General features: G+C 75.4%; 23 protein-coding genes. 6 read left to right on the top strand and 17 right to left on the bottom strand.

The window, feature by feature from the left end:
• The first annotated feature begins 10 nt into the window (after positions 1 to 10).
• A complete protein-coding gene (locus IEV86_RS13880; RefSeq protein WP_043608949.1) occupies positions 11 to 1,708 on the top strand; it encodes a GAF domain-containing sensor histidine kinase in 1,698 nt (565 codons plus the stop codon).
• A gap of 20 nt (positions 1,709 to 1,728) precedes the next feature.
• On the opposite strand, the gene IEV86_RS13875 is transcribed toward IEV86_RS13880, so the two are convergent.
• From IEV86_RS13875 to IEV86_RS13830, 10 genes are all read right to left on the bottom strand, one after another.
• Positions 1,729 to 2,352, bottom strand: coding sequence for a response regulator (locus IEV86_RS13875; protein WP_043608970.1), 624 nt, complete (start codon positions 2,350 to 2,352; stop codon positions 1,729 to 1,731).
• 61 nt (positions 2,353 to 2,413) lie between these two features.
• Positions 2,414 to 3,340 carry a bifunctional DNA-formamidopyrimidine glycosylase/DNA-(apurinic or apyrimidinic site) lyase gene (gene mutM, locus IEV86_RS13870; RefSeq protein WP_043608951.1) on the bottom strand — a complete coding sequence of 309 codons (927 nt, stop codon included), beginning with the start codon at positions 3,338 to 3,340 and terminating at the stop codon, positions 2,414 to 2,416.
• Between the two features lie 8 nt (positions 3,341 to 3,348).
• Positions 3,349 to 4,125 carry a ribonuclease III gene (gene rnc / locus IEV86_RS13865; protein ID WP_043608953.1) on the bottom strand — a complete coding sequence of 259 codons (777 nt, stop codon included), beginning with the start codon at positions 4,123 to 4,125 and terminating at the stop codon, positions 3,349 to 3,351.
• 28 nt (positions 4,126 to 4,153) lie between these two features.
• Complete coding sequence (gene rpmF, locus IEV86_RS13860) at positions 4,154 to 4,351, bottom strand: 50S ribosomal protein L32 (RefSeq protein WP_043608954.1); 198 nt, start codon at positions 4,349 to 4,351, stop codon at positions 4,154 to 4,156.
• Positions 4,352 to 4,353: 2 nt separating this feature from the next.
• Entirely contained in the window at positions 4,354 to 4,938 is a 585-nt protein-coding gene (locus IEV86_RS13855; protein ID WP_043608956.1) for a YceD family protein, read from the bottom strand.
• 98 nt (positions 4,939 to 5,036) lie between these two features.
• The gene (locus IEV86_RS13850) at positions 5,037 to 5,561 is read right to left on the bottom strand and encodes an ATP synthase subunit B family protein (protein WP_052426478.1); all 525 of its coding nucleotides are present in this window, start codon (positions 5,559 to 5,561) and stop codon (positions 5,037 to 5,039) included.
• Between the two features lie 109 nt (positions 5,562 to 5,670).
• Entirely contained in the window at positions 5,671 to 6,159 is a 489-nt protein-coding gene (gene coaD, locus IEV86_RS13845; protein WP_043608959.1) for a pantetheine-phosphate adenylyltransferase, read from the bottom strand.
• Positions 6,160 to 6,205: 46 nt separating this feature from the next.
• A complete protein-coding gene (gene rsmD / locus IEV86_RS13840; protein WP_043608962.1) occupies positions 6,206 to 6,772 on the bottom strand; it encodes a 16S rRNA (guanine(966)-N(2))-methyltransferase RsmD in 567 nt (188 codons plus the stop codon).
• A gap of 41 nt (positions 6,773 to 6,813) precedes the next feature.
• Positions 6,814 to 9,042 carry an ATP-dependent DNA helicase RecG gene (locus IEV86_RS13835; protein WP_152605750.1) on the bottom strand — a complete coding sequence of 743 codons (2,229 nt, stop codon included), beginning with the start codon at positions 9,040 to 9,042 and terminating at the stop codon, positions 6,814 to 6,816.
• A gap of 113 nt (positions 9,043 to 9,155) precedes the next feature.
• Positions 9,156 to 11,081: a DAK2 domain-containing protein gene (locus IEV86_RS13830; protein ID WP_188484710.1), complete on the bottom strand. Its 1,926-nt coding sequence runs from the start codon at positions 11,079 to 11,081 to the stop codon at positions 9,156 to 9,158.
• 288 nt (positions 11,082 to 11,369) lie between these two features.
• On the opposite strand from IEV86_RS13830, the gene rpmB reads away from it, so the two are divergent.
• The gene (rpmB, locus tag IEV86_RS13825; protein ID WP_043610501.1) at positions 11,370 to 11,561 is read left to right on the top strand and encodes a 50S ribosomal protein L28; all 192 of its coding nucleotides are present in this window, start codon (positions 11,370 to 11,372) and stop codon (positions 11,559 to 11,561) included.
• A 228-nt stretch (positions 11,562 to 11,789) separates the two neighbouring features.
• Entirely contained in the window at positions 11,790 to 12,320 is a 531-nt protein-coding gene (locus IEV86_RS13820; protein ID WP_043610500.1) for a GNAT family N-acetyltransferase, read from the top strand.
• Here the strand turns inward: IEV86_RS13820 and IEV86_RS13815 are convergent, their stop codons facing one another.
• The gene (locus IEV86_RS13815; RefSeq protein WP_188484709.1) at positions 12,321 to 13,424 is read right to left on the bottom strand and encodes a thiamine-phosphate kinase; all 1,104 of its coding nucleotides are present in this window, start codon (positions 13,422 to 13,424) and stop codon (positions 12,321 to 12,323) included.
• 177 nt (positions 13,425 to 13,601) lie between these two features.
• On the opposite strand from IEV86_RS13815, the gene IEV86_RS13810 reads away from it, so the two are divergent.
• On the top strand, positions 13,602 to 14,060 hold the full coding sequence (locus IEV86_RS13810) for a DUF3515 domain-containing protein (protein WP_043607538.1): 459 nt from the start codon (positions 13,602 to 13,604) through the stop codon (positions 14,058 to 14,060).
• A 36-nt stretch (positions 14,061 to 14,096) separates the two neighbouring features.
• Here the strand turns inward: IEV86_RS13810 and IEV86_RS13805 are convergent, their stop codons facing one another.
• Positions 14,097 to 15,287, bottom strand: coding sequence for a D-alanine--D-alanine ligase family protein (locus tag IEV86_RS13805; RefSeq protein ID WP_043607539.1), 1,191 nt, complete (start codon positions 15,285 to 15,287; stop codon positions 14,097 to 14,099).
• A 42-nt stretch (positions 15,288 to 15,329) separates the two neighbouring features.
• Between IEV86_RS13805 and IEV86_RS13800 the strand changes: the two genes are divergently transcribed.
• Entirely contained in the window at positions 15,330 to 16,487 is a 1,158-nt protein-coding gene (locus tag IEV86_RS13800) for a trans-sulfuration enzyme family protein (RefSeq protein WP_043607540.1), read from the top strand.
• A gap of 31 nt (positions 16,488 to 16,518) precedes the next feature.
• Here IEV86_RS13800 and IEV86_RS13795 read toward each other — a convergent pair whose 3' ends face one another.
• The 3 genes from IEV86_RS13795 to murA all read right to left on the bottom strand — a co-directional run bounded on the left by IEV86_RS13795 (position 16,519) and on the right by murA (position 19,792).
• Positions 16,519 to 17,574, bottom strand: a complete 1,056-nt coding sequence (locus IEV86_RS13795) for an NAD(P)H-dependent glycerol-3-phosphate dehydrogenase (protein WP_052426297.1) — start codon at positions 17,572 to 17,574, stop codon at positions 16,519 to 16,521.
• The gene (locus IEV86_RS13790) at positions 17,571 to 18,296 is read right to left on the bottom strand and encodes a lysophospholipid acyltransferase family protein (protein ID WP_043607541.1); all 726 of its coding nucleotides are present in this window, start codon (positions 18,294 to 18,296) and stop codon (positions 17,571 to 17,573) included. The genes IEV86_RS13795 and IEV86_RS13790 overlap by 4 nt, the downstream gene beginning before the upstream one ends.
• A 179-nt stretch (positions 18,297 to 18,475) precedes the next feature.
• Entirely contained in the window at positions 18,476 to 19,792 is a 1,317-nt protein-coding gene (gene murA / locus IEV86_RS13785) for a UDP-N-acetylglucosamine 1-carboxyvinyltransferase (protein WP_043607542.1), read from the bottom strand.
• Positions 19,793 to 19,968: 176 nt separating this feature from the next.
• On the opposite strand from murA, the gene IEV86_RS13780 reads away from it, so the two are divergent.
• A complete protein-coding gene (locus IEV86_RS13780) occupies positions 19,969 to 20,826 on the top strand; it encodes an LLM class flavin-dependent oxidoreductase (RefSeq protein WP_043607543.1) in 858 nt (285 codons plus the stop codon).
• A 151-nt stretch (positions 20,827 to 20,977) separates the two neighbouring features.
• On the opposite strand, the gene leuD is transcribed toward IEV86_RS13780, so the two are convergent.
• Together leuD and leuC are read right to left on the bottom strand one after the other, a co-directional pair.
• The gene (leuD, locus tag IEV86_RS13775) at positions 20,978 to 21,646 is read right to left on the bottom strand and encodes a 3-isopropylmalate dehydratase small subunit (RefSeq protein ID WP_043607544.1); all 669 of its coding nucleotides are present in this window, start codon (positions 21,644 to 21,646) and stop codon (positions 20,978 to 20,980) included.
• 37 nt (positions 21,647 to 21,683) lie between these two features.
• Positions 21,684 to 23,159, bottom strand: a complete 1,476-nt coding sequence (gene leuC, locus IEV86_RS13770) for a 3-isopropylmalate dehydratase large subunit (RefSeq protein WP_043607545.1) — start codon at positions 23,157 to 23,159, stop codon at positions 21,684 to 21,686.
• Positions 23,160 to 23,193 lie beyond the last annotated feature (34 nt).

Below are 23,193 nucleotides of genomic sequence, written 5' to 3'. Positions count from 1 at the left end.
CGGAGACCCCATGACAGCCCACGACACGCACCAGGGGTCCGTCGCCGCGGCCGAGCTCCTGCAGGCCGCGCTCAACCTCGCGTCGGACCTCGACCTGCCGACCGTGCTGCACCGGTTCGTCGCCGCGAGCACCGAGCTGACCGGCGCGCGGTACGGCGCGATCAACGTGCTCGACGCGCGCGGGCGCTCGACGACGTTCGTCCACACGGGCATGGAGGAGCACCTCGCGGCCCTGCTCGGCCGTGGTCCGCACGCGGTCGGCGTCCTCGGTGCGATCCCGACCCGCGGCACGCTGCGGCTCGCCGACCTCATGGAGCACCCCAGCTTCAAGGGCTTCCCGCCGAACCACCCGCCCATGGGCTCGTTCCTCGGGACCGCTGTCCGCGTGCGCGACCGGGTCTACGGCTACCTGTACCTGTCGGAGAAGGACGGCGGCTTCACCGACGACGACGACGAGGTCGTCCTGACCCTCGGGGCCGCCGCGGCCGTCGCGATCCAGAACGCCCAGATGTACGCCGAGGCCGAGCACCGCGAGCACTGGCTCCAGGCCGGCCAGACGATCACGACGATGCTGCTCTCGGGCGCCGAGGAGGAGGAGGTCCTCGCCGAGATCGCCTCCTCGTCGCGTCAGGTCGCCCGCGCGGACACCGCCGCGCTCGTGCTGCCCGGCCTCGACGACACGTGGGTCATGGAGATCGTCGACGGCGTCGGCGAGGACGAGCTCGTCGGCACGGTCATGCCCCCGGACGGGCGCGCGCGGACCGTCCTGCGCGACGGCAACGGGCTCGTGGTGGACTCGCTGTCCCGCTCGCGCGCGATGCGCGTCGACTCTCTGAGGCAGTTCGGGCCCGCGATGTACGCGCCGATGCAGGCCGAGGGGCGCGGCATCGGCGTCCTGGTCCTGCTCCGGCGCGTGGGCTCGGCGCCGTTCGAGCCCACCGACCTCGCGACGGCCGAGGCCTACGCCGCCCAGGCGGCCCTCGCGCTCGTCCTCGCGGAGGCGCGCCACGCGCAGGACGTCGCCGCGCTGCTCGACGAGCGCGAGCGCATCGCCCGCGACCTGCACGACCTGGCGATCCAGCAGCTGTTCGCGACGGGGATGCAGCTCGAGACCGTTCGCCGCCGCGCGGCGCGTGGTGTCGACCCGGCCGAGCTCACCGGGATCGTCGAGGAGGCGCTCGACAACGTCGACTCGACGGTGCGCCAGATCCGGTCGATCGTGCACGCGCTGCGCGACCCCGACGCGACCGCCCCGCTCGCGGAGCGGCTGCGCCGCGAGGCGTCCCTCGCCCGCACGGGCCTCGGCTTCGCGCCGTCGCTGCTCATCACGGTCGACGGCCGGGTCCTCGACTCGCCGCAGAGCCTCGAGGGCGACGCGGGCGCGCTCGACGACGTCGTCGGCGACGACCTCGCGGACGACGTCGTCGCCGTGGTGCGTGAGGGACTCGCGAACGCCGCCCGGCACGCCCGCGCGTCGTCGGTCGCCGTCCGCGTCGACCTGCACGGCGTCGCCCCGACCGGGACGATCACCGTCGAGGTCGAGGACGACGGCACGGGCCTGCCGCCCGCGCGCGAGCGCCGGTCGGGCACGGACAACCTCGCCGCACGGTCACGCCGGTACGGCGGGACGTTCTCGCTCGGGGCGTCAGCGCACGGGCGCGGGACGCTCCTGGTGTGGCAGGCGCCCGTCCAGGGTCGGGGTCGCTGACGGACGACGTGGGGCCGGGATCAGTCGGCGTCGGGCTTCCACGCGCTGCGCTTGTGGCCCGCGACCCAGGCCGCGGCCTGCGTCCGGCGCTGGAGCCCCATCTTCGACAGCAGCGACGTGATGTGGTTCTTGACCGTCTTCTCGGCCACGCCCAGACGCTCCGCGATCTCCCGGTTCGACATGCCCTCGCCGATCAGGTCGAGGACCTTGCGCTCGCTCGGCGTGAGGTCCGCCGTCGGGTCGTCGTGGCCGGCGCGGCGTCGCGTGACCGTCCGCTCGTCGAGCAGCGTCCGGCCCGCCGCGACCGAGCGGACCACGTCGGCGATCTCCGCGCCGCGCACCGTCTTGAGCACGTAGGCGGCGGCGCCTGCGTCGAGCGCGGCCGCGAGGGCGTCGTCGTCGTCGAAGGACGTGAGCACGATCGCCCGGGTCTCGGGGAGGGCCTCGCGCACGGCGCGCATGATCTCGATGCCCGTGCCGTCCGGGAGCTGGAGGTCCACCAGCATCACCTGGGGCCGCACGAGGGTCGCGCGGCGGACGCCCTCCGCGACCGTGCCGGCCTCGGCGACGACGGTCATGCCCTCGGAGCGTTCGATCACCTCCGCGATGCCTCGGCGGACGACCTCGTGGTCGTCCACGATCATGACGGCGATGTCGGCGTTGCGCTCGGACGCAGGGGGGACGTTGGCGGTCACGGGACCGATCCTAGGCAGTCCCGCGCCCGGTACGTCCCAGGCCCGCCGTCCGTGGACGTGGCTGGCACCGCGGGCACCGGAACGACGAGCGGTTCATGAACGCGTCCCGGACCACCGTCGAGCCGCACCGCGGGCACGGCCGACCCGCCTGGCCGTACACCGCGAGCGAGCGGTCGAAGTAGCCGGACGCGCCGTTGACATTGACGTACAGCGCGTCGAAGCTCGTCCCGCCGGCGGCGAGCGCGGCGCGCATGACCTCCTCCGCCGCGTCGAGCAGGCGGCGCACGTCGACCGGTCGGAGGGCGCCCGTCGGCCGCGCCCCGTGCAGCCCCGCCCGCCACAGCGCCTCGTCGGCGTAGATGTTGCCGATGCCCGAGACGAGGGTCTGGTCCAGCAGGGCCCGCTTGACCTCGGTCCGCCGCGAGCGGAGCCGCGCGACCAGCGCCGGACGGTCCAGGTGCGGGTCCAGCAGGTCGCGGGCGATGTGGGCCACGGCCCGGGGCACGGCCGCGACGCCGCTGCCGTGACCGCCCGGGGCTCCGTCGGGCGTCGGCACGAGGTCGTCCAGGCCCAGGTGGCCGAACGTCCTCTGGTCGACGAAGTCGAGTGCGCCGCCGTCGAGGCGGAACCGCGCGCGCAGGTGCGGGTGCTCGGGCAGGTCGTCACCCGTGCGGACGAGGAGCTGACCGCTCATCCCGAGGTGCGCGACGAGCGCCTCCCCCGACGCGTCGTCGTCGAGCAGGACCCACAGGTACTTGCCGCGGCGCACCGCGGCGTGCAGCGTCCGGCCGCGCAGCCGGGCCACGAGGTCGGCCGGGCCGGCCTCGTGCCGACGCACGGCGGACGCACGGCGGACCTCGACGTCGTGCACCGTCCGGCCGAGGACGTGGCGGGCCACCCCGTCCCGGACGGTCTCCACCTCGGGCAGCTCGGGCACGGCTCGGGTCAGGCGCCGGCGGCGGAACCCGTCGAGGTCGCGCGCGCCGGGCGCTGCGACGACGCGGCGACGGCAGCGGTCACGCCGTCGTCGGGGGTGACGAGCTCCTGGAGCGCGCGGTAGGCGGCTGCGGCGGCCTCCTGCTCCGCGACCTTCTTGGCGGTGCCTGTGCCCACGCCGCGGACCTCGCCGTCGAGCACGATGCTCGCCGTGAACCGCCGCGCGTGGTCGGGCCCGTCGGCCTCGCACCGGTACTCGGGCACGCCGAGGGCGAGTCGCGCGGCGAGCTCCTGCAGCGACGTCTTCCAGTCCAGCCCTGCGCCGAGGTCGGCGGCGACCTCGAGCGTGGGGTCCACGAGCGTCTCGACGACGGTCCGGGCGGTCTCGAGCCCGTGCGTGAGGTAGACCGCGCCGAACAGCGCCTCGAGCGTGTCCGAGAGGATCGAGTCCTTGTCCCGGCCGCCCGTCGCGAGCTCGCCCTTGCCGAGGAGCAGGTACGCCCCGAGGTCGAGGCGCCGCGCGATCGCGGCCAGGGAGCGCTGCGACACCGTCGCCGCGCGCATCTTCGCGAGCTCGCCCTCGGACAGGTCCGGGTGGCGTCGGTAGAGCGCCTCGGTCACGACCAGGCCGAGCACGGTGTCGCCGAGGAACTCGAGCCGCTCGTTGGTCGGGATGCCGCCCGCCTCGTGCGCGAACGAGCGGTGGGTGAGCGCCAGCACGAGAAGCTCGGGGTCCAGGTGGACCCCGAGCTTCTCGACGAGCAGGCCTGCGGGCTCCGCGGTCATCGACCGGTCACTCGCGTCCGGCAACGGGTCAGTGGACCTCGTGCTCGGACCGCAGCGCCTCGGCGTACTGGCGGCCGTTGTAGGCGCCGCAGGCCGGGCACGCGGTGTGGGGCTTGGTCGCGGCCTTGCACCGCGGGCAGGTGGTGAGCGTCGTGGCAGTGGCCTTCCACTGCGACCGACGCGCACGGGTGTTGCTGCGCGACATCTTGCGCTTCGGAACAGCCACGGTCAGCTCTCTCTCTGGTCGTCGAACATGGTCTTCATCCGCTCGAGCTCGCCCCACCGTGGGTCGATCACCTCGTGCGTGTGGTCGGCGTTCTCCGGGTCGGCCAGCCTTGCCCCGCAGTGCGGGCACAGGCCGGGGCAGTCCGGCATGCAGACCGGGCGGAACGGCAGCGCCGTCACCACCGCGTCCCGGACCGCGGGCTCGAGGTCGAGCAGCTCGCCCTCCAGCTCGCGGATCTCGTCCTCGTCGTCGCCCTCCTCGGCCGCGACGCGGGCGCGGTCAGGGTAGTAGTACAGCTCCTGCAGGTCGGCGTCGACCTCGTCGACGACCTCCTCCAGGCAGCGCACGCACTCCCCGACGGCCCGGCCCCGGACCTTCCCGGAGACGAGGATCCCCTCCATCACGGCCTCGAGCCTCAGGTCGAGCTCGACGTCCGTCCCGGCGGGGATGCCGATCACGGCGATACCGAGGTCCTCCGGCGCAGGCACCACGCGCTCGAGCGTCCGCATCGTCCCCGGCCGGCGCGCGAGATCGTGCGTGTCCAGCACGAACGGCGACCGGGGGTCGAGGCTGATGGCGCGCTCCACTGTGGTGTGTCTGGGTCGAGGGGTCTCGGTCCGCGCCGCGAGCGACAGGACCAGCGGTCGATCCTACGGCATCCGCGGCCCGTCCCCAACCCGCCGCGTCACAGCTCGCGGTCGAGCCGTCCCGCGAGCTTGGCGCGCCCGGCCTGCACCTGGGCCAGGACCTTGCCGAGGTCGATCTCGAACTCGGCGAGCCGCCGGTCGCAGTAGTCGTCCGCATCGCGTCGCAGGCCCTCGCCGGTCCGCTCGGCCTCCGCGACGATCTCGGCCGCCCGCTGCTCGGCCGCGTGCACGACGGGCTCGTGCGCGACGAGCTCCTCGGCGCGCTCGCGCGCGTCGGCGACGAGACGCTCTGCCTCCTCGTTCGCCTCGGCCAGCACCCGGTCCGCGTCCGCCAGCACGTCGTCGGCACGGGCGAGCTGGTCCGGCAGGACCGAGCGCGCCTGCTCGAGGAGGTCGAGGACCTCTGCCCGGCTGACGAGGACGGAGGAGGACATCGGCATGGCCCGCGCCGACGTGATGACGTGCTCGAGCGCGTCCAGCACGCCCGTCAGACCCTCGGGCCGGCGACGTTCGGCGTCGTGCTGGTCGTGCTCGTCGTGCCGGTCGGCGTGCTCGTCGCCCATGTCTACGACCTCCTCGTGGATCCGTCCTGAGTGCCCGTGCTCGTCGGCGCGCCTGCGGCGTGCGTCTGCCCGACGACGCGCTGCGCCCCCGCGAGCCCGGCGCGTCGCCCTACCGGTCGCCGGCGGCCGCGAGAGCCGCCCGCACCGCGTCGCCGACGCCGGGCGGCACCAGGTCGTCGATCGGACCCCCGTGCCGCGCGACGTCCTTGACCAGCGACGACGCGATGTGGGACACGGCCCTGTCGGCGGGCAGGAAGACGGTCTCGACGCCCGCGAGGTGCCGGTTCATGAGCGCCATCGGCAGCTCGGCGTCCCAGTCGGCGCCACCGCGCACACCCTTGACCAGCGCCGTCGCGCCCACGTCCCGGCAGAAGTCCGCGAGCAGACCCGGGACGAGCTCGACGCGCACGCCCGGCAGGTCGGCCGTCGCCGCCCGCACGAGGTCGACGCGCCGGGACGGGTCGAGCAGTGCCCGCTTGGAGGAGTTCGTCGCGACGGCGACGACGACCGTGTCGAAGAGCCCGGCGGCGCGCCGGACGACGTCGAGGTGGCCGAGGGTCACGGGGTCGAACGACCCCGGGCAGACGGCGGTGCTCACGCGCCCACTGTAGGGGCGGGCACGCGCGGGTGCGGGGGCGACGCGGTCAGGACGGCGCGGTCCCTGCGCGGGGTTCGGCGAACCACAGCAGGGTCTCGCCGTAGCGGCGCTCGTCGGTGCGCACGAGCCCGTCGGGCCACGTCGGCTCCGCGGTCCGGGACGACCGCTCGACGACCACGACGGCGTGCCGTGCCAGGTGCGGCGTCAGGGCGTCGAGGACGGCCGCCAGCCCGGGCTCGTCGAGGTCGTACGGCGGGTCCAGCAGCGCGAGGTCGACCGCCTCGCCCGGCGGGCGGCGCAGGTGGGTGAGGACCGGCTCGGGAGCGACCCGGACCCCGGACAGCCCGAGGGTGGCGGCGTTGCGGCGGCACACCTGCGCCGCCGCACGCCCGGACTCGACGAGGACGACCTCGCGCGCCCCGCGGCTGGCGGCCTCGAGCCCCAGCGCGCCCGAACCCGCGTAGAGGTCGAGCACGCGGGCGCCGTCGACCGCGCCGGCGTGGTCGAGCCGGGAGAACAGCGCCTCGCGCACCCGGTCGCTCGTGGGTCGTGTCCCCCGCGGCGGCACGGCGATCGTGCGGCCCCCGGCCGCGCCGGCCACGATCCTCGTCACGTGACCAGGCTAGGTGCACGGGGACGGTGCCCCCGTCGCTGTCAGGTGCGCTCGAGGAACTCCTCACGCTCCGGGTCGAGCCACGTCTCGATCGCGCGGCGCAGGTCCGGCCACTCGACGAGCTCGGGGTCGGCCGCGACGACCTGCTCCGCGTCCTCCCGCGCGGCCACGATGACCTCGGCGTCGTGGACGACCCGCAGGATCCGCAGCGACCGGGCGCTCCCCGACTGCGACGCCCCCAGCACGTCGCCCTCCTTGCGGAGCTCGAGGTCCACGCTCGCGAGGCGGAAGCCGTCCGTGGTCTCGGCGAGCGTGCGCAGCCGCACCGAGGCGTCGCTCCCGTCGGGCGCGGCCGACACGAGCAGGCACAGCCCCGGCGCGGTGCCCCGCCCGACGCGTCCGCGCAGCTGGTGCAGCTGCGACAGGCCGAAGCGGTCGGCGTCGAGGACCACCATGACGGTCGCCTCGGGCACGTCGACACCGACCTCCACGACCGTGGTCGAGACGAGCACCGGGACCTCGCCCGAGGCGAAGCGGCGGACGGCCTCCTCCTTCTCGGCAGCGGGGAGCCGCCCGTGCAGGACGCCGACCGGGACGCCCTCGAGGACGGCCGTCGTCCGGAGCTGGGCGGCCACCTCCTCGACCGCGCGCAGCGGCGGCCGCACCGGCCGGTCGGCCTGGCCCGGCACCGTGCCCGGCGGCTCGTCGGCGAGGAGGTCGGCGTCGTCCGTGGCGTCCGTCGGGTCCTTGTCGGCCGAGGGATCGGCACCCACGTCGTCGTCGGCCGTGATGCGCGGGCAGACGACGTAGACCCGGTGCCCGGCGTCCACCTCCTCGCGGACCCGCTGCCAGGCCCGCTCGAGCCAGCTCGGGCGGTCGGCCGGGACGACGTGCGTCGTGACGCCCGGGCGACCTGCGGGCACCTCGGCCAGGGTCGACGTCTCGAGGTCCCCGAAGACCGTCATCGCGACCGTGCGCGGGATCGGCGTCGCCGTCATGACGAGCAGGTGCGGCGTGGTCCCGCCGCGCGAGCGCAGGACGTCGCGCTGCTCGACGCCGAAGCGGTGCTGCTCGTCGACGACGACGAGGCCGAGGTCGGCGAAGCGGACCTGGTCGCCGAGGAGCGCGTGCGTCCCCACGACGATCCCCGCACGGCCCGACGCGGCGTCCAGGAGCGCCTCCTTGCGCGCCGCGGCGGGCAGCGAGCCGGTCAGCAGGACGACGCGGGTCGCGCGTTCCGCCGCGCCGAGCATGCCCTCCTCGGCGAGCTCGCCGAGGAGGGTGCGCAGCGTCCGCAGGTGCTGCCCCGCGAGCACCTCGGTCGGGGCGAGGAGCGCCGCCTGGCCGCCCGAGTCGACCACCTGGAGCATCGCCCGCAGGGCCACGACGGTCTTCCCGGACCCGACCTCGCCCTGGAGGAGGCGCTGCATCGGGTGCGGACGCGCGAGGTCCGCGGCGATGCGGTCGCCGACCTCCCGCTGCCCCTGCGTGAGGGTGAAGGGCAGCCGGTCGTCGAACGCCGCGAGGATGCCGCGGGTGCCGGCGGGCGCCCCCGGCCGGGCGACCGCGTCCTGGTCCGCGACGAGCGCCCGGCGGCGCGCGAGCGCGACCTGGAGGACGAACGCCTCCTCGAACCGTGCGTAGCGCTGCCCGCGCCGCCACTGGTCGTCGTCGTAGGGCGCGTGCAGGTCGTGCATCGCCTGGAACGCGGTCTGCAGGCCGTGGCGCGCGCGCACCTCGACCGGGACGGGCTCGGGCACGTCCCCGGGACGCAGCGGGTCGAGGACGGTCCGCACCGCCTTCTGGATGCGCCACGTCTCGGCCCCGGCGGACGCCGGGTAGATCGGCATGGGGCGGCTGGCCTCGACCAGGGCCGCCGCCTCGTCGTCGGCGTCCACGCCGACCACGTGGTAGTCCGGGTGCGTGAGCTGGAGCATGCCCCGGTAGACCTTGACGACCCCGCTGAACACCCCGACCCGTCCGGGTCTCAGGCGTGCCTCGTGCGACCTGAGCGCACCCGCGCCGCGCGCGAAGAACGTGAGGCTCATCTCACGGTGGCCGTCGGTGACGACCGCCTCGAGCATCGCGCCGCGGCGCGCCTGCATCTGCCGCGACCTGGCCGACCGCACGCGGGCGAGGATGCTCACGTGCTCGCCCACCGCGACGGACGCCAGGTCGGTGAGCGAGCCGGCGTCCGCGTACCGGCGCGGGAGGTGCCGCAGCAGGTCGCCGCTGGTCCGCAGGCCGAGCGCCTCGAGCTTCTTGGCCATCGTGGCGCCGACCTGACGCGTGAGCGGGGCGTCGAGCGGACCCGGCAGGCGGTCGCCGGCGTCGACCGGCTGCCGCGCGCCTGCCGCCACGGGGCGCCGCGGGGCGGGGACGGTCACCAGCCACCCTCCACGGCGAGCTCGACGTGGCTCCCGGCGGCACCACCGTGCAGGACGACGACCTCGAGCCCGGCGTCGACCCCCTCGGCCGCCGCACGCACCGCCGGCCCGACCCAGTCCGGCGTGCCCGCCCGGGTCAGGACGGTGAGCAGCTCGAACGACCGCCCCGCAGCTGCGTCGAGCAGGTCCGTCACCGCGTCCACGACCCCAGCATGCCCGCCGGCACCGACATCCACCTCGGCTGCGCGTGCGCGCGCCAGGCACGCCTCGACCGCGCGACGCACCCCCGGGTCCGCCGCCGGCGCGTCGGGTGGCCCGCCAGGGCCGTCGACGGCGTCCGCCGCCGCCCGGTCCTCAGCGACGGCTCGCGTGGCCGCCGCCGCCGCCGTCACGACCTCGGGCAGCCCGGCGCGCACCTCGCACACCGCGGGCGCGTCACGGACGACGACGCCGCGCGGGACGAGCACGAGCACGTCCGCGGCTCCCGTGTCGGCCACCGCCCTCGCGACGACGTCCCCCGGGACCTCCTCCTGGGTCGTCAGCACGACGACGGCGCCCGACCGCGCGAGGTCGGCGGCGAGACCGGGCGCCCGGGTGACCGCCACGAGTCCGAGCGACGGCCGGTGGGAGCCGTGCACACCCGCCTGCCGCCCGAGGTGGCGGACGCCCACCTCGGCGCGGTCGAGCTCTGCGTCCTCGAGCGCGACGAGGGCGCGCACGAGGTCGTCCGTGTGGACGTGCGCGTGCAGCAGGCCCGGGCCGTCGACGACGGCGACCGAGCTGCCGACCTCCGCGAGGCGCCGTCGCAGCCGGGCGGCCGGTCCGGCGCCCCCGGGTCCGTCGACGGCCGTGGCGGCCGGCGTCGTGCGTGCGCGGACCCGCAGGACCGCCATGAGCTCGAGCTCGCCGTCGGGCTCAGCGGGGCACGTCGCGTGGAGCCCTGGCTCCACCGGCCGCGCAGGCGGTCCGGGCGGACCGTCGCCGCGCCCGGACGCCGGGAGCGCGCCCGTGCCCACCGCCGTCCCCACCGCCGTGCCCACCGCCGTGCCCACCGCCGTGCCCGGGCGAGCTCCCCGCCCCGCACGGCCGGCGGGCACCTCGTGACGGGGGGGAAGGCCGGCACCGTGGACCTCGGCGAGCTGTTCGAGCACGAGCACGAGCCCGTACCCCCCGGCGTCGACGACCCCCGCCCGGCGCAGCGGCTCGAGCTGCGACGGGGTGCGCTCGAGCGCGTCCCGGGCGGCGACGACCGCGGCGACCAGCACGGCGACGACCGTGTCGCAGGAGTCGCAGGAGTCGCAGGAGTCGCAGGAGTCGCAGGGGTCGCAGGAGTCGCACGAGTGGCTGTCGTCGGGCGACCCGTCCTGAACGGCCCGGCGGGTCGCGAGCGCGTCCCGTCGCGCGGCCGCGGTCGTGGAAGCGGCCGCGGCCGCGGCGTCGGCGACCGAGAGCACCGTCCCCTCGACCGGTCTCGCGACGGCTCGTCGCGCGGCTGCCGCGGCGTCGGCGAGCGCCTCGACGAGCGCGCGCTCGGGGACCTCGGAGCGGTCGTCGCCGGGGCGCGGCTCGCGCACGAGCCGCCGCGCGAGGGCGCCGACGTACTGGCCGACGATCACCCCCGAGCTGCCCCGGGCGCCGACGAGCGCGCCGCGCGCGAGCGCGGACGCGACGGCCCCCGCGTCGGCCCCGTCGCCCGCGGCCGGCACGGCGGCCACCGCATCGCGCGCGTGGGCGAGCGTGAGGGCGAGGTTGCTGCCGGTGTCCGCGTCCGCGACGGGGAAGACGTTGAGGGCGTCGATCCGAGCGCTCGCCCCGACCAGGGCCGCGGCCGACCGCTCGACCCAGCGCGTCAGCACGTCGGCGGCGCCGGTCGTCCCGACGGTCGCCGCTCGTGGCGTGGCACGCCCTCGACCTCCCGGCACGCGACCTCCTCGCCTACCCGACACCGACCCGATCTCGCACCCGGTGCGCTGCCGGGACGCACCCGGTCGCGCACCGGGCCACGCGCCGGGTCACGGACCCGGTCGCGCACGGCGGCCGCGCGTTTGGGCGGCGCCTCGCGATCGGCTACCCTATCGAGGTTGCCCGGTGACGCCTGGGCACGCGGGACTCCCCCGGACGGCACCCGCCCGTGCCGGGACCCGCACCCCGACCAGCTCAGCCGCCCTCCACCGGAGCGCGCGGCAATGCACGACGATCAGGAGAAGAACGTGGCTGCCAACTGCGACGTCTGCGGCAAGGGCCCGGGCTTCGGGCACAGCATCTCGCACTCCCACCGCCGCACGAAGCGCCGCTGGAACCCGAACATCCAGCGTGTGCGCGCCGTCGTCGCCGGTGCCCCGAAGCGCCTGCAGGTCTGCACGTCGTGCCTCAAGGCCGGCAAGGTGCAGCGCCACGCCTGACGACACCCCCTCGGGACGTCGCGCGCCGACGTCCTGAGCCCCGCGTCCTCGACGCGGACGAGCACCACCGAGACGCCCGTGGAGTCCGCTCCACGGGCGTCTCGACGTCTGCCCCCAGGTCGCGCCGTCGGACGGCGTGCGTGTCGGGACCGGTGTGACAGGCCAAGGGACGACCAAGCACTGGGCAAGCGCTGGATTCGCGGACCCGCCGGTGGCAAGGTGTGCGGCATGGTGGACGACCTCCCAGACGTGATCATCCGGCCCGCGACGGTCGACGACGCCGAGCAGATCGCGGCGGTCCACATCGCCTCGTGGCGCGAGGCCTACGCCGGGGCGGTGCCCGAGGAGTACCTGGCTCGGATGGACGTCCATGAGCGCGCCACGCGCTGGCAGTCGGTCCTCGAGAGCAGCGCCCGCGACGACATCCAGGTGTGGGTCGCCGAGGACGAGGAGGACGGCCACGTCGTCGGCTTCGCGTCGGTCGGCCCGAGCCGGGACGAGGACGCGGAGCGCACCACGGTCGAGATCTACACGATCTACCTCGAGCCCGCGGCGTGGGGACGCGGCGTCGCGCGCCGGCTCATGCGCACCCTGCTCGAGCACGTGCCCGCGGGCGCGACCGTCACGCTGTGGGTGCTGAGCACCAACGAGCGCGCGCACCACTTCTACCGGCGCCACGGGTTCATGGCCGACGGCGTCGAGCGCCTCAGCCCCTACGACCACGAGCAGCTGCGCGAGATCCGCTTCGTCCGTCGCTGACTACCGGCGGAAGTGGTCCCACCCGACGGTCGCGACCCGGGGGGTGCGACCGTCGACGAGCACGCCCGGGCGCCCGGCGCCCCCCGGGCGGTCCCCGGGTGAGGCCACCACGCCGAGCACCCGGAACGCCCCGGGCAGCGGCACGTCGGGCGGGAAGGTCGCCAGCATGCCGTGGTCCTCTCCCCCGGTCATGACCCACTCCCAGGGATCTGCGCCGGCGCGCGCCGCCAGGGCCCCGAGCGCCTCGACGTCGGGCGCGAGCGCGTCCCGGTCGAGGTCGACGACGACGCCGGACGCGCGCGCCAGCCGACCCGCGTCGCGCAGCAGGCCGTCGGACACGTCGAGCATCGCCGTGGCTCCCGCGCGGCTCGCGGCCGGACCCGCCGCGAGCGGCGGGTCGGGCGTGCGGTGGGCGGCGACGACCGAGGCGCGGTCGAGCGCCGCGCCGGGCCCGACGTCGGCGGGGGCGTCGTGCACGTCGGCCGGCACGCCGCCCGCGGCAGCGCCGGGCGCACCGGCCGACCCGGCGGCGGGCCGACCCACGCCGTCGTGTTCGCGGACGAGCAGCGCGTGGCCCGCCGCCGACCGGCCGAGCACCCCCGCGTGCGCGACCACGTCCCCCGGGCGCGCGCCGCTGCGCAGGACGGGGTCCCGACCTTCGAGGTCGCCGTGCACCGTCACCGCGACGACGACGTCCCGGCCGCCTGAGAGGTCCCCGCCGACCACGCCGACGCCGTGCGGTCCGCTCACCGACGCCAGCCCACGGGCGAGCCCGAGCACCCACGCGACCGGCAGGTCGGGCGGCACGACGAGCCCGACGACGAGAGCGGTCGGCACGGCGCCCATCGCCGCCACGTCGGCGAGGTTCTGCGCGGCGGCCCTCGCGCCGACGTCCTCCGCGTCCGACCAGTCGAGACGGAAGTGCCTGCCCTCGACGAGCAGGTCCGTCGACACGACGAAGCGCCCGTCGGGAGCCGCGAGGACGGCGCAGTCGTCCCCGGGTCCGAGCAGCGTCCGCGAGCCGGCCGGCAGCAGGGGGAAGACCTGGGCGAGGAGGGCGTCCTCCCCGAGGTCGGCGACCGTCGGTCCGGGGGTCGAGTTCACCGGGCCACGCTACCCAGCCGCGTCGGGGCTGCTGCGGTCCGGGCCGCCGATGCGCTCGCCCCCTGCGCGGCTGGGTAGCGTGACGCCGTGCACGACCGAGCGCCCCGGCCCCTCCCCCTGCCCCCACGTGGCCGCCCGCGCGTCCCTGCGCGTCCCCCGACGCGCGGTGCCGTCCGCGTGCTCGCCTCGCTGGCGGTGCTCGCGTCGGCGGGGTGCGCGTCCGCCGTCCCGGTCGAGGTGGCGCCCTACGCGGCGGACCCGCTGTGCGCCGAGGTCGTCCTCGCGCTCCCCGACGAGCTCGACGGGATGCCCCGTCGCGACACGACGAGCCAGGCGACGGTCGCCTGGGGCGAGGGCGGCGCGCCCGTCGTCCTGCGCTGCGGGGTCGAGCCGCCCGGGCCGACGACCGACGCCTGCGTCGCGGCCGACGACGGGACGACGAGCGTCGACTGGGTGCTCGTCGAGGGCGAGCCCCGGGCCGACGGCGCGGCCGACTGGACGTTCACGACCTACGGCCGCTCGCCCGCCGTCGAGGTGTTCCTGCCCGCGGACGTCGCCGCCAGCCGGTCGACGTCGTTCCTCATCGACCTCGGCCCGGCCGTGTCCCGGGTCGAGCAGACGCGCGCCTGCCTGTGAGCCCGGCGTCGGCCGACCGGCTCGATGCGGTCGTCGTCAGCGCAGCCCGGTGGGCCGCTCGAGCGCGAGCCGCAGCAGCTCGTCGACGAGCTCGGGGTAGGACACGCCCGAGGCCTCCCACATCCGCGGGTACATCGACACGGGTGTGAAGCCCGGCATGGTGTTGATCTCGTTGACGAGCACCTCGCCGTCGGGCGTCACGAACGTGTCGACGCGCGCGAGGCCCTCGCAGCCGACCGCGTCGAACGTCAGGGCGGCGAGCTCACGCACGCGCTCCTCGACCCCGTCGGGCAGGTCCGTCGGGCACCGGAGGACGACGCCGTCCTCGTCGAGGTACTTCGCCTCGAAGTCGTAGAAGGCGTGGCCCGGGTCGACGACGACGATCTCGCCCGGCACGGACGTGCGGGGCGACCCGCCGTCGCGGCCGCCGAGCACCGCGCACTCGACCTCACGCCCGACCACGCCGGCCTCGACGATCACCTTGGGGTCGTGCTCGTGCGCCGCGGCGATCGCGGACGGGAGGTCGGCGAGGTCGTCGACGCGCGAGATCCCCAGGCTCGAGCCGGCACGTGCGGGCTTGACGAAGACCGGCAGCCCCAGGGTGGCCACCTCGGCCGTCACGGCCGCGGCGTCCCGCTCCCAGCGACCGGGCGCGACGAGCACCCACGGCGCGACCGGGATCCCGTTGCCGGCCAGCACGAGCTTCATGAAGTGCTTGTCCATGCCCACGGCGGAGGCGAGCACACCGGCACCCACGTACCGGATCCCCGCGAGGTCGAGCATGCCCTGGATCGTGCCGTCCTCGCCGAACGGCCCGTGCAGCAGCGGCAGCACGACGTCGACCGCGCCGAGGGACCTGCGGGCGTCCCCGTCCCACGCGACGAGCTCGTCGTCGCCCGACGCGAGCGGGACGACGACGTCCGTCGCGGAGCCCTCCGCGACGACCTCGGGCAGCCGGCCGTCGACGAGCGACCAGCGGTCCGCGTCGTCGGCGACGAGGAGCCACCGGCCGTCCCGCGTGATGCCCACGGGGACGACGTCGTAGCGGGTCCGGTCGATCGCGCGCAGGACGCTCGCCGCGGTCACGCAGCTGATCGCGTGCTCGCCCGAGCGTCCCCCGAAGACGACGGCGACCCGGGTGCGCCGCGTCGGGTCCGTGGATTCCGGCCCGGAGCCCGACGTGCGGTCCGTGGGGCGCTGGGGGGCGGGGGCGGCGGTCTCGTCCATCGGCGACGACCCTACCGGCCGGCCGACGACTACCCTGCCACGGTGAGCCACTCCCCCTCGCAGTCGCCCGACACGCTCGTCGTCACCGCTGGGCGGCCCGACCGTGCGCAGGGCGCGCCGGTGAACCCGCCCGTCGTCCTGTCCTCGACGTACGTGTCGGCGGGTGTGCCAGGCCCGGACGAGCTGCTCTACGCGCGTAGCGGGACCGAGACCTGGTTCCCGTTCGAGGAGGCGCTCGGCGCGCTCGAGAGGTCGTCGTCGCCCGCGCTCGTGTTCGGGTCCGGGATGGCCGCCGTCGCCGCGGCGCTGTCCCTCGTCCCGCCCGGCGGACGGCTCGTGCTGCCGCGCCACGCGTACCAGATCACCCTCGGGATCGCGGCCGACCTCGCCGCCCGGACCGGTCTGCGCGTCGAGCGCGTCGACGTCGCCGACACCGACGCCGTCCTCGAGGCCGTCCGCGGCGACGCGGGCGAGGGTCCGGCGGACATGCTCTGGGTCGAGTCGCCGACCAACCCGATGCTCGAGGTCGCGGACCTGCCTGCGCTCGTGGAGGGCGCGCACGCCGTGGGGGCGCTCGTCGCCGTCGACAACACCTTCGCGACGCCGCTCGGGCAGCGACCGCTGACCGTGGGCGCCGACGTCGTCGTGCACTCCGTCACGAAGTACCTCGCGGGCCACTCCGACGTCGTGCTGGGCGCCGCGCTGTCCGACGACCCGGGCCTGCGTGCGCGGCTCGCCGGGTACCGGACGCTGCACGGCGCCGTCGCCGGACCCTGGGAGGTGTGGCTCGCGCTGCGGGGCCTGCGGACGCTCGCGCTGCGGGTCGAGCGGTCCCAGCGGTCTGCTGCCGACCTGGCCGCGCGGCTCGCCGCGCACCCCGCGGTCGTCGAGGTGCGCCACCCGAGCCTGCCGGACGACCCTGGTCACGAGCGGGCCGCGCGGCTGCTCGACGGGTTCGGGTCGATCATCGGCGTCCGTCCGCGCGGTGGCGCGGCGGCGGCCGACGCCGTCGTGGACGCGCTCCGGCTGTGGGTGCCGGCGACGAGCCTCGGCGGTGTCGAGTCGACGCTCGAGCGGCGCCGTCGGTTCGCGACGGAGTCGCCGACCGTCCCCGAGGACCTCCTGCGCCTCTCGGTCGGGATCGAGGACGTCGAGGACCTCTGGGCCGACCTCGACGCGGCGCTGCGCTCCGTCGCCTGAGAACGGCGCTCCCCGCCCGCCGGGGTCGCGGTCAGGCGGTCGGTCGCGGGAGTGGCAGCTCCTCGTGCGCGCCCTCGACGCCCTCGGCGCGGTGCGGTCGGGCCAGGAGCAGCTGGGCCATGCGGTCCACGGGCAGTCCCTCGTGCAGCACCGCGACGACCGCGGCCGTGATGGGCATGTCGACGCCGACGGTGCGGGCGAGGTCGAGCACCGACGTCGAGGACTTGACGCCCTCGGCGGTGCCGCCCGTCGCGGCGACCGCCTCCTCGAGCGTCAGGCCACGGCCGACGTGCACGCCCAGCGTGTGGTTGCGCGACAGCGGCGAGGCGCACGTCGCCACGAGGTCGCCCATGCCGGCGAGGCCGGCGAACGTCTCGGCGTCCGCCCCGAGCGCCAGGCCGAGCCGCGTGATCTCGACCAGGCCGCGCGTGATGACGGTCGCGGTCGTGTTGTTCCCGAAGCCGCGGCCCTGCGCGATGCCCACCGCGACCGCGATGACGTTCTTGACCGCCCCGCACAGCTCGACACCCACGACGTCGGTGTTCGTGTAGGGCCGGAACGACGGCGTCGCGCACGCCGCGGCCACGCGTCGCGCGGTGGCCGCCGACGACGACGCGACGACGGTGGCGGTCGGCTGGTGCTCCGCGATCTCGCGCGCGAGGTTCGGACCCGAGACCACGGCGACCCGGTCGGGTGCGACGTCGAGCGCCTCGGACAGGACCTCGCTCATCCGACGGTCCGAGCTGAGCTCGACGCCCTTCATCAGCGACACGACGACGGCGTCCGGCTCGAGGAGCCCCCGCAGCGGCTCGAGCACGGCTCGCGCGCTCTGGGCCGGGACGGCGACCGCGACGACCGACGCGCCCCGCAGCGCGTCCGCGACGTCCGTCGTCGCCCGGATCCCGACGGGCAGGGCCACGCCGGGAAGGTAGCGGTCGTTGCGGTGCTCCTCGGTGACCTGGCGGCACACCTCGGCGTCGCGCCCCCAGAGCACGACGTCGCCCCCGGCCTCGGCGAGCACGAGGGCGAACGTCGTCCCCCAGCTGCCCGTACCGAGGACGGCGACGCGCGTGGGTGCGCCGCTCACGCGTCGCCGTCCTGCGTGCGCCTGCGCATGTCGTGCCGCCGCGCCGGCGCCGCCTCGCCCCGGAGCTCCTCGAGGAGCGCCGTGATCGCCGCCATGACGCGCTCCGTCGCCTCCCGCAGGACGACCGTGTCCTGCGGGCGTCCGTAGAGGTCGTCGAGGTCGACCGGTGGCCCGGCGACCACCTGGACCTTCTTGCGCGGGAACGGGTGCGGGACCTTCGCGTACCGGCCCAGCACGTCCTGCGGACCCCACTGCGCGATCGGGATCACCGGTGCGCGCGTCGTGAGCGCGAGCCGCGCGACCCCGGTCCGGCCGACCATGGGCCACAGGTCGGGGTCCCGGGTGAGGGTGCCCTCGGGGAACACCGCGACGCACTCCCCGCGCTCGAGCGCCTCCACGGCGGACTCGAGCGACCGCCCGGCCTGCGCGGTGTCGCGGTGCACCGGGATCTGACCGGTGGCACGCAGGACGCGACCGACGAACGGGACGGAGAACAGCGACGACTTCGCCAGCACCCTGGGGGCGAATCCGCTGTCGTACAGGAAGTGGGCGAACGTCAGCGGGTCGAGGTTCGTCATGTGGTTCGAGGCCGCGATGAAGCCGCGGTCGCGGGGCAGGTTCTCGACACCGCGCCACTGCGGCCGTGAGACGGAGAACAGCAGCGGGCGCACGACGCGCGCCACGGCGCGGTAGGCGGCGTTGGACCTCGTGGGGGCTGGCACGGCAGCCGATGCTACTGGGGCCCGCCCCGGCCGACGACGCCCCGTCCGCCCGGGCCGCAGTCAGGCGCCGTCGTGGCCGCCGTCAGGCACCGTCGTGGCCGCCGTCAGGCACCGTCAGGGCCGCCGTCCGAGGGTGCGTCGGCCGACCCGGCCTCCGTCGGCTGCACCGCGTGGACCGGTCAGCCGTGCGAGAACTCCGCGCCGAGGGCGCCGAGCTTGTCCTGGAAGTGCTCGTAGCCGCGGTCGATGAGCTGGATGCCCCGGACCGCGGACGTGCCCTTCGCGGCGAGGGCCGCGATCAGGTGGCTGAAGCCGCCGCGCAGGTCCGGGACCTCGATGTCCGCTGCCGCGAGCGGCGTCGGGCCCGAGATCACGGCCGAGTGGTAGAAGTTGCGCTGGCCGAACCGGCACGGGTGCCCGCCGAGGCACTCGCGGTAGACCTGGATCGTCGCGCCCATGCCGCGCAGCGCGTCGGTGAAGCCGAAGCGGTTCTCGTACACGGTCTCGTGGACGATCGAGAGCCCGGTCGCCTGAGTCAGCGCGACGACGAGCGGCTGCTGCCAGTCCGTCATGAAGCCCGGGTGGACGTCGGTCTCCAGGACGATCGAGCGGAGGTCGCCCCCGGGGTGGAAGAAGCGGATGCCGTCGTCGTCGATCTCGAACTCGCCGCCGACCTTGCGGAACGTGTTGAGGAACGCGGTCATCTCGGGCTGCGTCGCGCCCCGCACGTACACGTCGCCACGCGTGGCGAGCGCCGCCGACGCCCACGAGGCCGCCTCGATGCGGTCCGAGAGCGCGGTGTGCTGGTACCCGCCGAGCCGCCCGACGCCCTCGATGCGGATGACTCGGTCGGTGTCGACCGAGATGATCGCGCCCATCTTCTGCAGGACGTTGATCAGGTCCATGATCTCGGGCTCGATCGCGGCGTTGCTGAGCTCGGTCAACCCGTCCGCGCGCACCGCGGTCAGGAGCAGCTGCTCGGTCGCGCCGACCGACGGGTACGGCAGCTCGATCTTGGTGCCGTGCAGCCCGTTCGGGGCCCGCAGCTCGATGCCCTGCGCACGCTTCTCCACGACGGCCCCGAACTGGCGCAGGATGTCGAGGTGGTAGTTGATGGGGCGGTCACCGATGCGGCAGCCGCCGAGGTCGGGGATGAACGCCTCCCCGAGGCGGTGCAGCAGCGGACCGCAGAAGAGGATCGGGATCCGGCTCGAGCCCGCGTGCGCGTCGATGTCCGCGACGTGCGCCGACTCGACGTTGCTCGGGTCGAGGGTGAGGACGCCCGCCGCCTCGTCGTGCGTGACGGAGACCCCGTGCAGCTCGAGCAGCCCGGTGACGACGCCGACGTCCCTGATCTGCGGCACGTTGCGCAGCACGCTCGGGCCCTCGCCGAGGAGAGCCGCGACCATGGCCTTCGACACGAAGTTCTTGGCCCCGCGGACGGTGATCTCGCCGTGCAGCGGGGTGCCACCGTTCACGTAGAGGACGTCGTTCATGCGCACATGCTCCCCCACCGGGGGCGCGGTCGTCACCTCGCACGCACGCGACGCGGCCCGTCCGCAGCGCCGCCGCCACACGCACCCAGGTCAGCCCGTCGCAGCGGCGGCGCCTGTGTCGGACCTCACGGCTAGCGTCGCGGACGACCGCACGACGTGACGACGAGGAGGGCGACGTGCGTATCGGTGTGGTGGGGACCTACGGGAGCGCGACCGAGGTGGTCGGGCTCGCCCGTGACGCGGAGGAAGCCGGGTGGGACGGCTTCTTCACGTGGGACGGCATCTCGCTCGGCGGCATGGACACCTGGGACCCGTGGACGCTGCTCGGCGCCGTGGCGACCGTGACGAGTCGGATCACGCTCGGTGCGCTCGTCTTCGTCCCCGGGCGCAGACGTCCGTGGAAGCTCGCGCGCGAGGTGCTCACGGTGGACCACCTCTCGGGTGGCCGCCTCGTGCTGCCCGCCGGGCTCGGCGTGCTCGACGACGGCGGGCTGTCCCGCGTGAGCGGCGAGGCCACGGCGCTCCGCGAGCGCGCCGAGCGGCTCGACGAGGCACTCGCGATCCTCGACCTGGCCGCCTCTGGCCGGCCGTTCTCGTTCGAGGGACGGCACCACCGCGTGACGGACCTCGTGATCGCCCCGCCACCCGTGCAGCGCCCGCGCGTTCCGGTGTGGCCCGTCGCCGGTCTGGGGTCGGCACGGTCGATGGGGCGCGCGGCCCGGTGGGACGGCGCGGTCCTGCAGCACGTCGGTGAGGAGCGGGACCCGACACCCGCCGAGGTCGCCGACGCGGTCGCATGGCTCCGCGAGCGTCGCGAGCGCCTCGCCGCCGCGCCGGACACAGGCGTGCGGCCCGACACCCCGTTCGACGTGGTCGTCCAGGGACGTCTGCCGGGGGACGCCTCCGCGGCGCAGGACCGCCTCGCGGCGCTCGCCGAGGCCGGCGCGACGTGGTGGGTCGAGGCACGCTGGGACCCGGCGCGAGACACCCCCGCCGCGCTCCGGGCGCTCGTCGAGCAAGGACCGCCGCGCTGACCGGCTACGGGACCGCTGACCGGCTACGGGACCGCTGACCGGCTACGGCACCGCTGGACACCCCCGCGCCGGCGACCGGACCGTGGCAGGACGGGACGAGGGCGCCGCCGCGGCCCGGAGCTCACGGCGGCGCCCCGTCAGGCCGCGACGATCAGGACAGCGCGTCGTCCCGGTGCCGAGGGACCGCGACGGGCCGCGCCGCGACGACCTCGACCGGCGGGAGGTGCTTGGCGGGCAGGGTGCGGGGCCGCCACGGCTCACGCGTCTCCTCGAACGCCGAGATCTCGGGCTCGTGCTTGAGCGTGAGCCCGATGTCGTCGAGGCCTTCCATGAGCCGCCAGCGGGTGTAGTCGTCGACCTGGAACGGGACGACCACGTCCTCGGCCCGCACCTGCCGGGCCACGAGGTCGACGGTCACCTCGGTGCCGGGCCGGGCCTCGATGACCTTCCAGACGAGCTCGATGTCCTCCTGGGCGAGCTGGGCCGCGAGCAGACCCTGCTTGCCGGAGTTGCCGCGGAAGATGTCGGCGAAGCGCGTCGACAGGACGGCGCGGAAGCCGTAGTCCTTGAGGGCCCAGACCGCGTGCTCCCGCGAGGACCCCGTGCCGAAGTCCGGTCCGGCCACGAGGACCGAGCCGGCGCGGTACGCGTCCTGGTTGAGCACGAACTCGGGGTCGCCGCGCCACGCCGCGAAGAGCGCGTCCTCGAAGCCGGTCCGCGTCACGCGCTTCAGGTACACGGCCGGGATGATCTGGTCGGTGTCGACGTTGCTGCGCCGCAGCGGCACGCCCACACCCGTGTGCTGGGTGAACTTCTCCATCGTGGTCAGCTCCTTCGTCGCCGGGGCCGGCGGGTTCTCAGGCGGTCCGGCGTCCGGCGGTCTCGAGCGGTGCGTCGGCGAGCGGGCTGCCGTCGGGCACCTCGACGTCGGGGCCGAGGTCCGCGACCGACGAAAGGGTCCCGCGGATCGCGGTCGCGGCCGCCACGAGCGGCGAGACGAGGTGCGTGCGACCGCCCTTGCCCTGCCGGCCCTCGAAGTTCCGGTTCGACGTGGACGCGCTGCGCTCACCCGGGGCCAGCTGGTCGGGGTTCATGCCCAGGCACATCGAGCAGCCCGCGTTGCGCCACTCGGCGCCGAAGTCGAGGAAGATCCGGTCGAGGCCCTCGGCCTCGGCCTGGAGCCGGACGCGCGCCGAGGACGGGACGACGAGGACCCGGACGCTGTCGGCCTTGCGCCGGCCCCGGACGAGCTTCGCGACGGACCGCAGGTCCTCGATGCGGCCGTTGGTGCACGAGCCGATGAAGACCGTGTCGACCGCGACGTCGCGCAGCGGGGTGCCGGGGGTGAGCGCCATGTACTCCAGCGCGCGCTCGGCCGCCGCGCGCTCGTTCTCGTCGGCGATCGCCGCGGGGTCGGGGACGGACGCGGAGAGCGGCAGGCCCTGCCCGGGGTTGGTCCCCCACGTGACGAACGGCTCGAGGTCGGCGGCCTCGAGGACCACCTCGGCGTCGAACACCGCGTCGTCGTCGCTGCGCAGGGTCTGCCAGTACTCCACCGCCGCGTCCCAGTCGGCGCCCTCGGGCGCGTGCGGACGCCCCTTCAGGTACTCGAAGGTGGTCTCGTCCGGCGCGATCATCCCCGCGCGGGCACCGGCCTCGATGGACATGTTGCAGATCGTCATCCGCGCCTCCATCGACAGCGCACGGATCGCCTCACCGCGGTACTCCAGGACGTAGCCCTGGCCGCCGCCGGTCCCGATCTTGGCGATGATCGCGAGGATGATGTCCTTGGACGTCGTGCCCTTGGGGAGCTCGCCGTCGACGGTGATCGCCATCGTCTTGAAGGGCGCGAGCGGCAGGGTCTGCGTCGCGAGGACGTGCTCGACCTCGCTGGTCCCGATGCCGAACGCGAGCGCGCCGAACGCGCCGTGCGTCGACGTGTGCGAGTCACCGCACACGACCGTCAGGCCCGGCATCGTGAGCCCGAGCTGCGGCCCGACCTGGTGGACGATGCCCTGGTCCGCGTCGCCGAGCGAGTGCAGCCGGACGCCGAACTCGGCGGCGTTGCGCCTTAGCGTCTCGATCTGGGTCCGGCTCGTGCGGTCCGCGATCGGCAGGTCGATGTCGAGCGTCGGGGTGTTGTGGTCCTCGGTCGCGATCGTGAGGTCCGGCCGCCGGACGGGCCGACCCGCGAGCCGCAGGCCCTCGAACGCCTGGGGGCTCGTCACCTCGTGCACCAGGTGGAGGTCGATGTAGAGCAGGTCGGGCGCCCCGTCCGTACCACGGCGCACGATGTGCGCGTCCCAGACCTTCTCCGCCAACGTGCCGGCCATCTGCTCTTCCTCTCGCGTTCCGCGTGCCCGGAGG

Source organism: Cellulomonas carbonis, from assembly GCF_014636275.1.
Lineage (GTDB): Bacteria > Actinomycetota > Actinomycetes > Actinomycetales > Cellulomonadaceae > Actinotalea > Actinotalea carbonis.
This window is presented reverse-complemented; position numbering and strand designations above follow the sequence as displayed.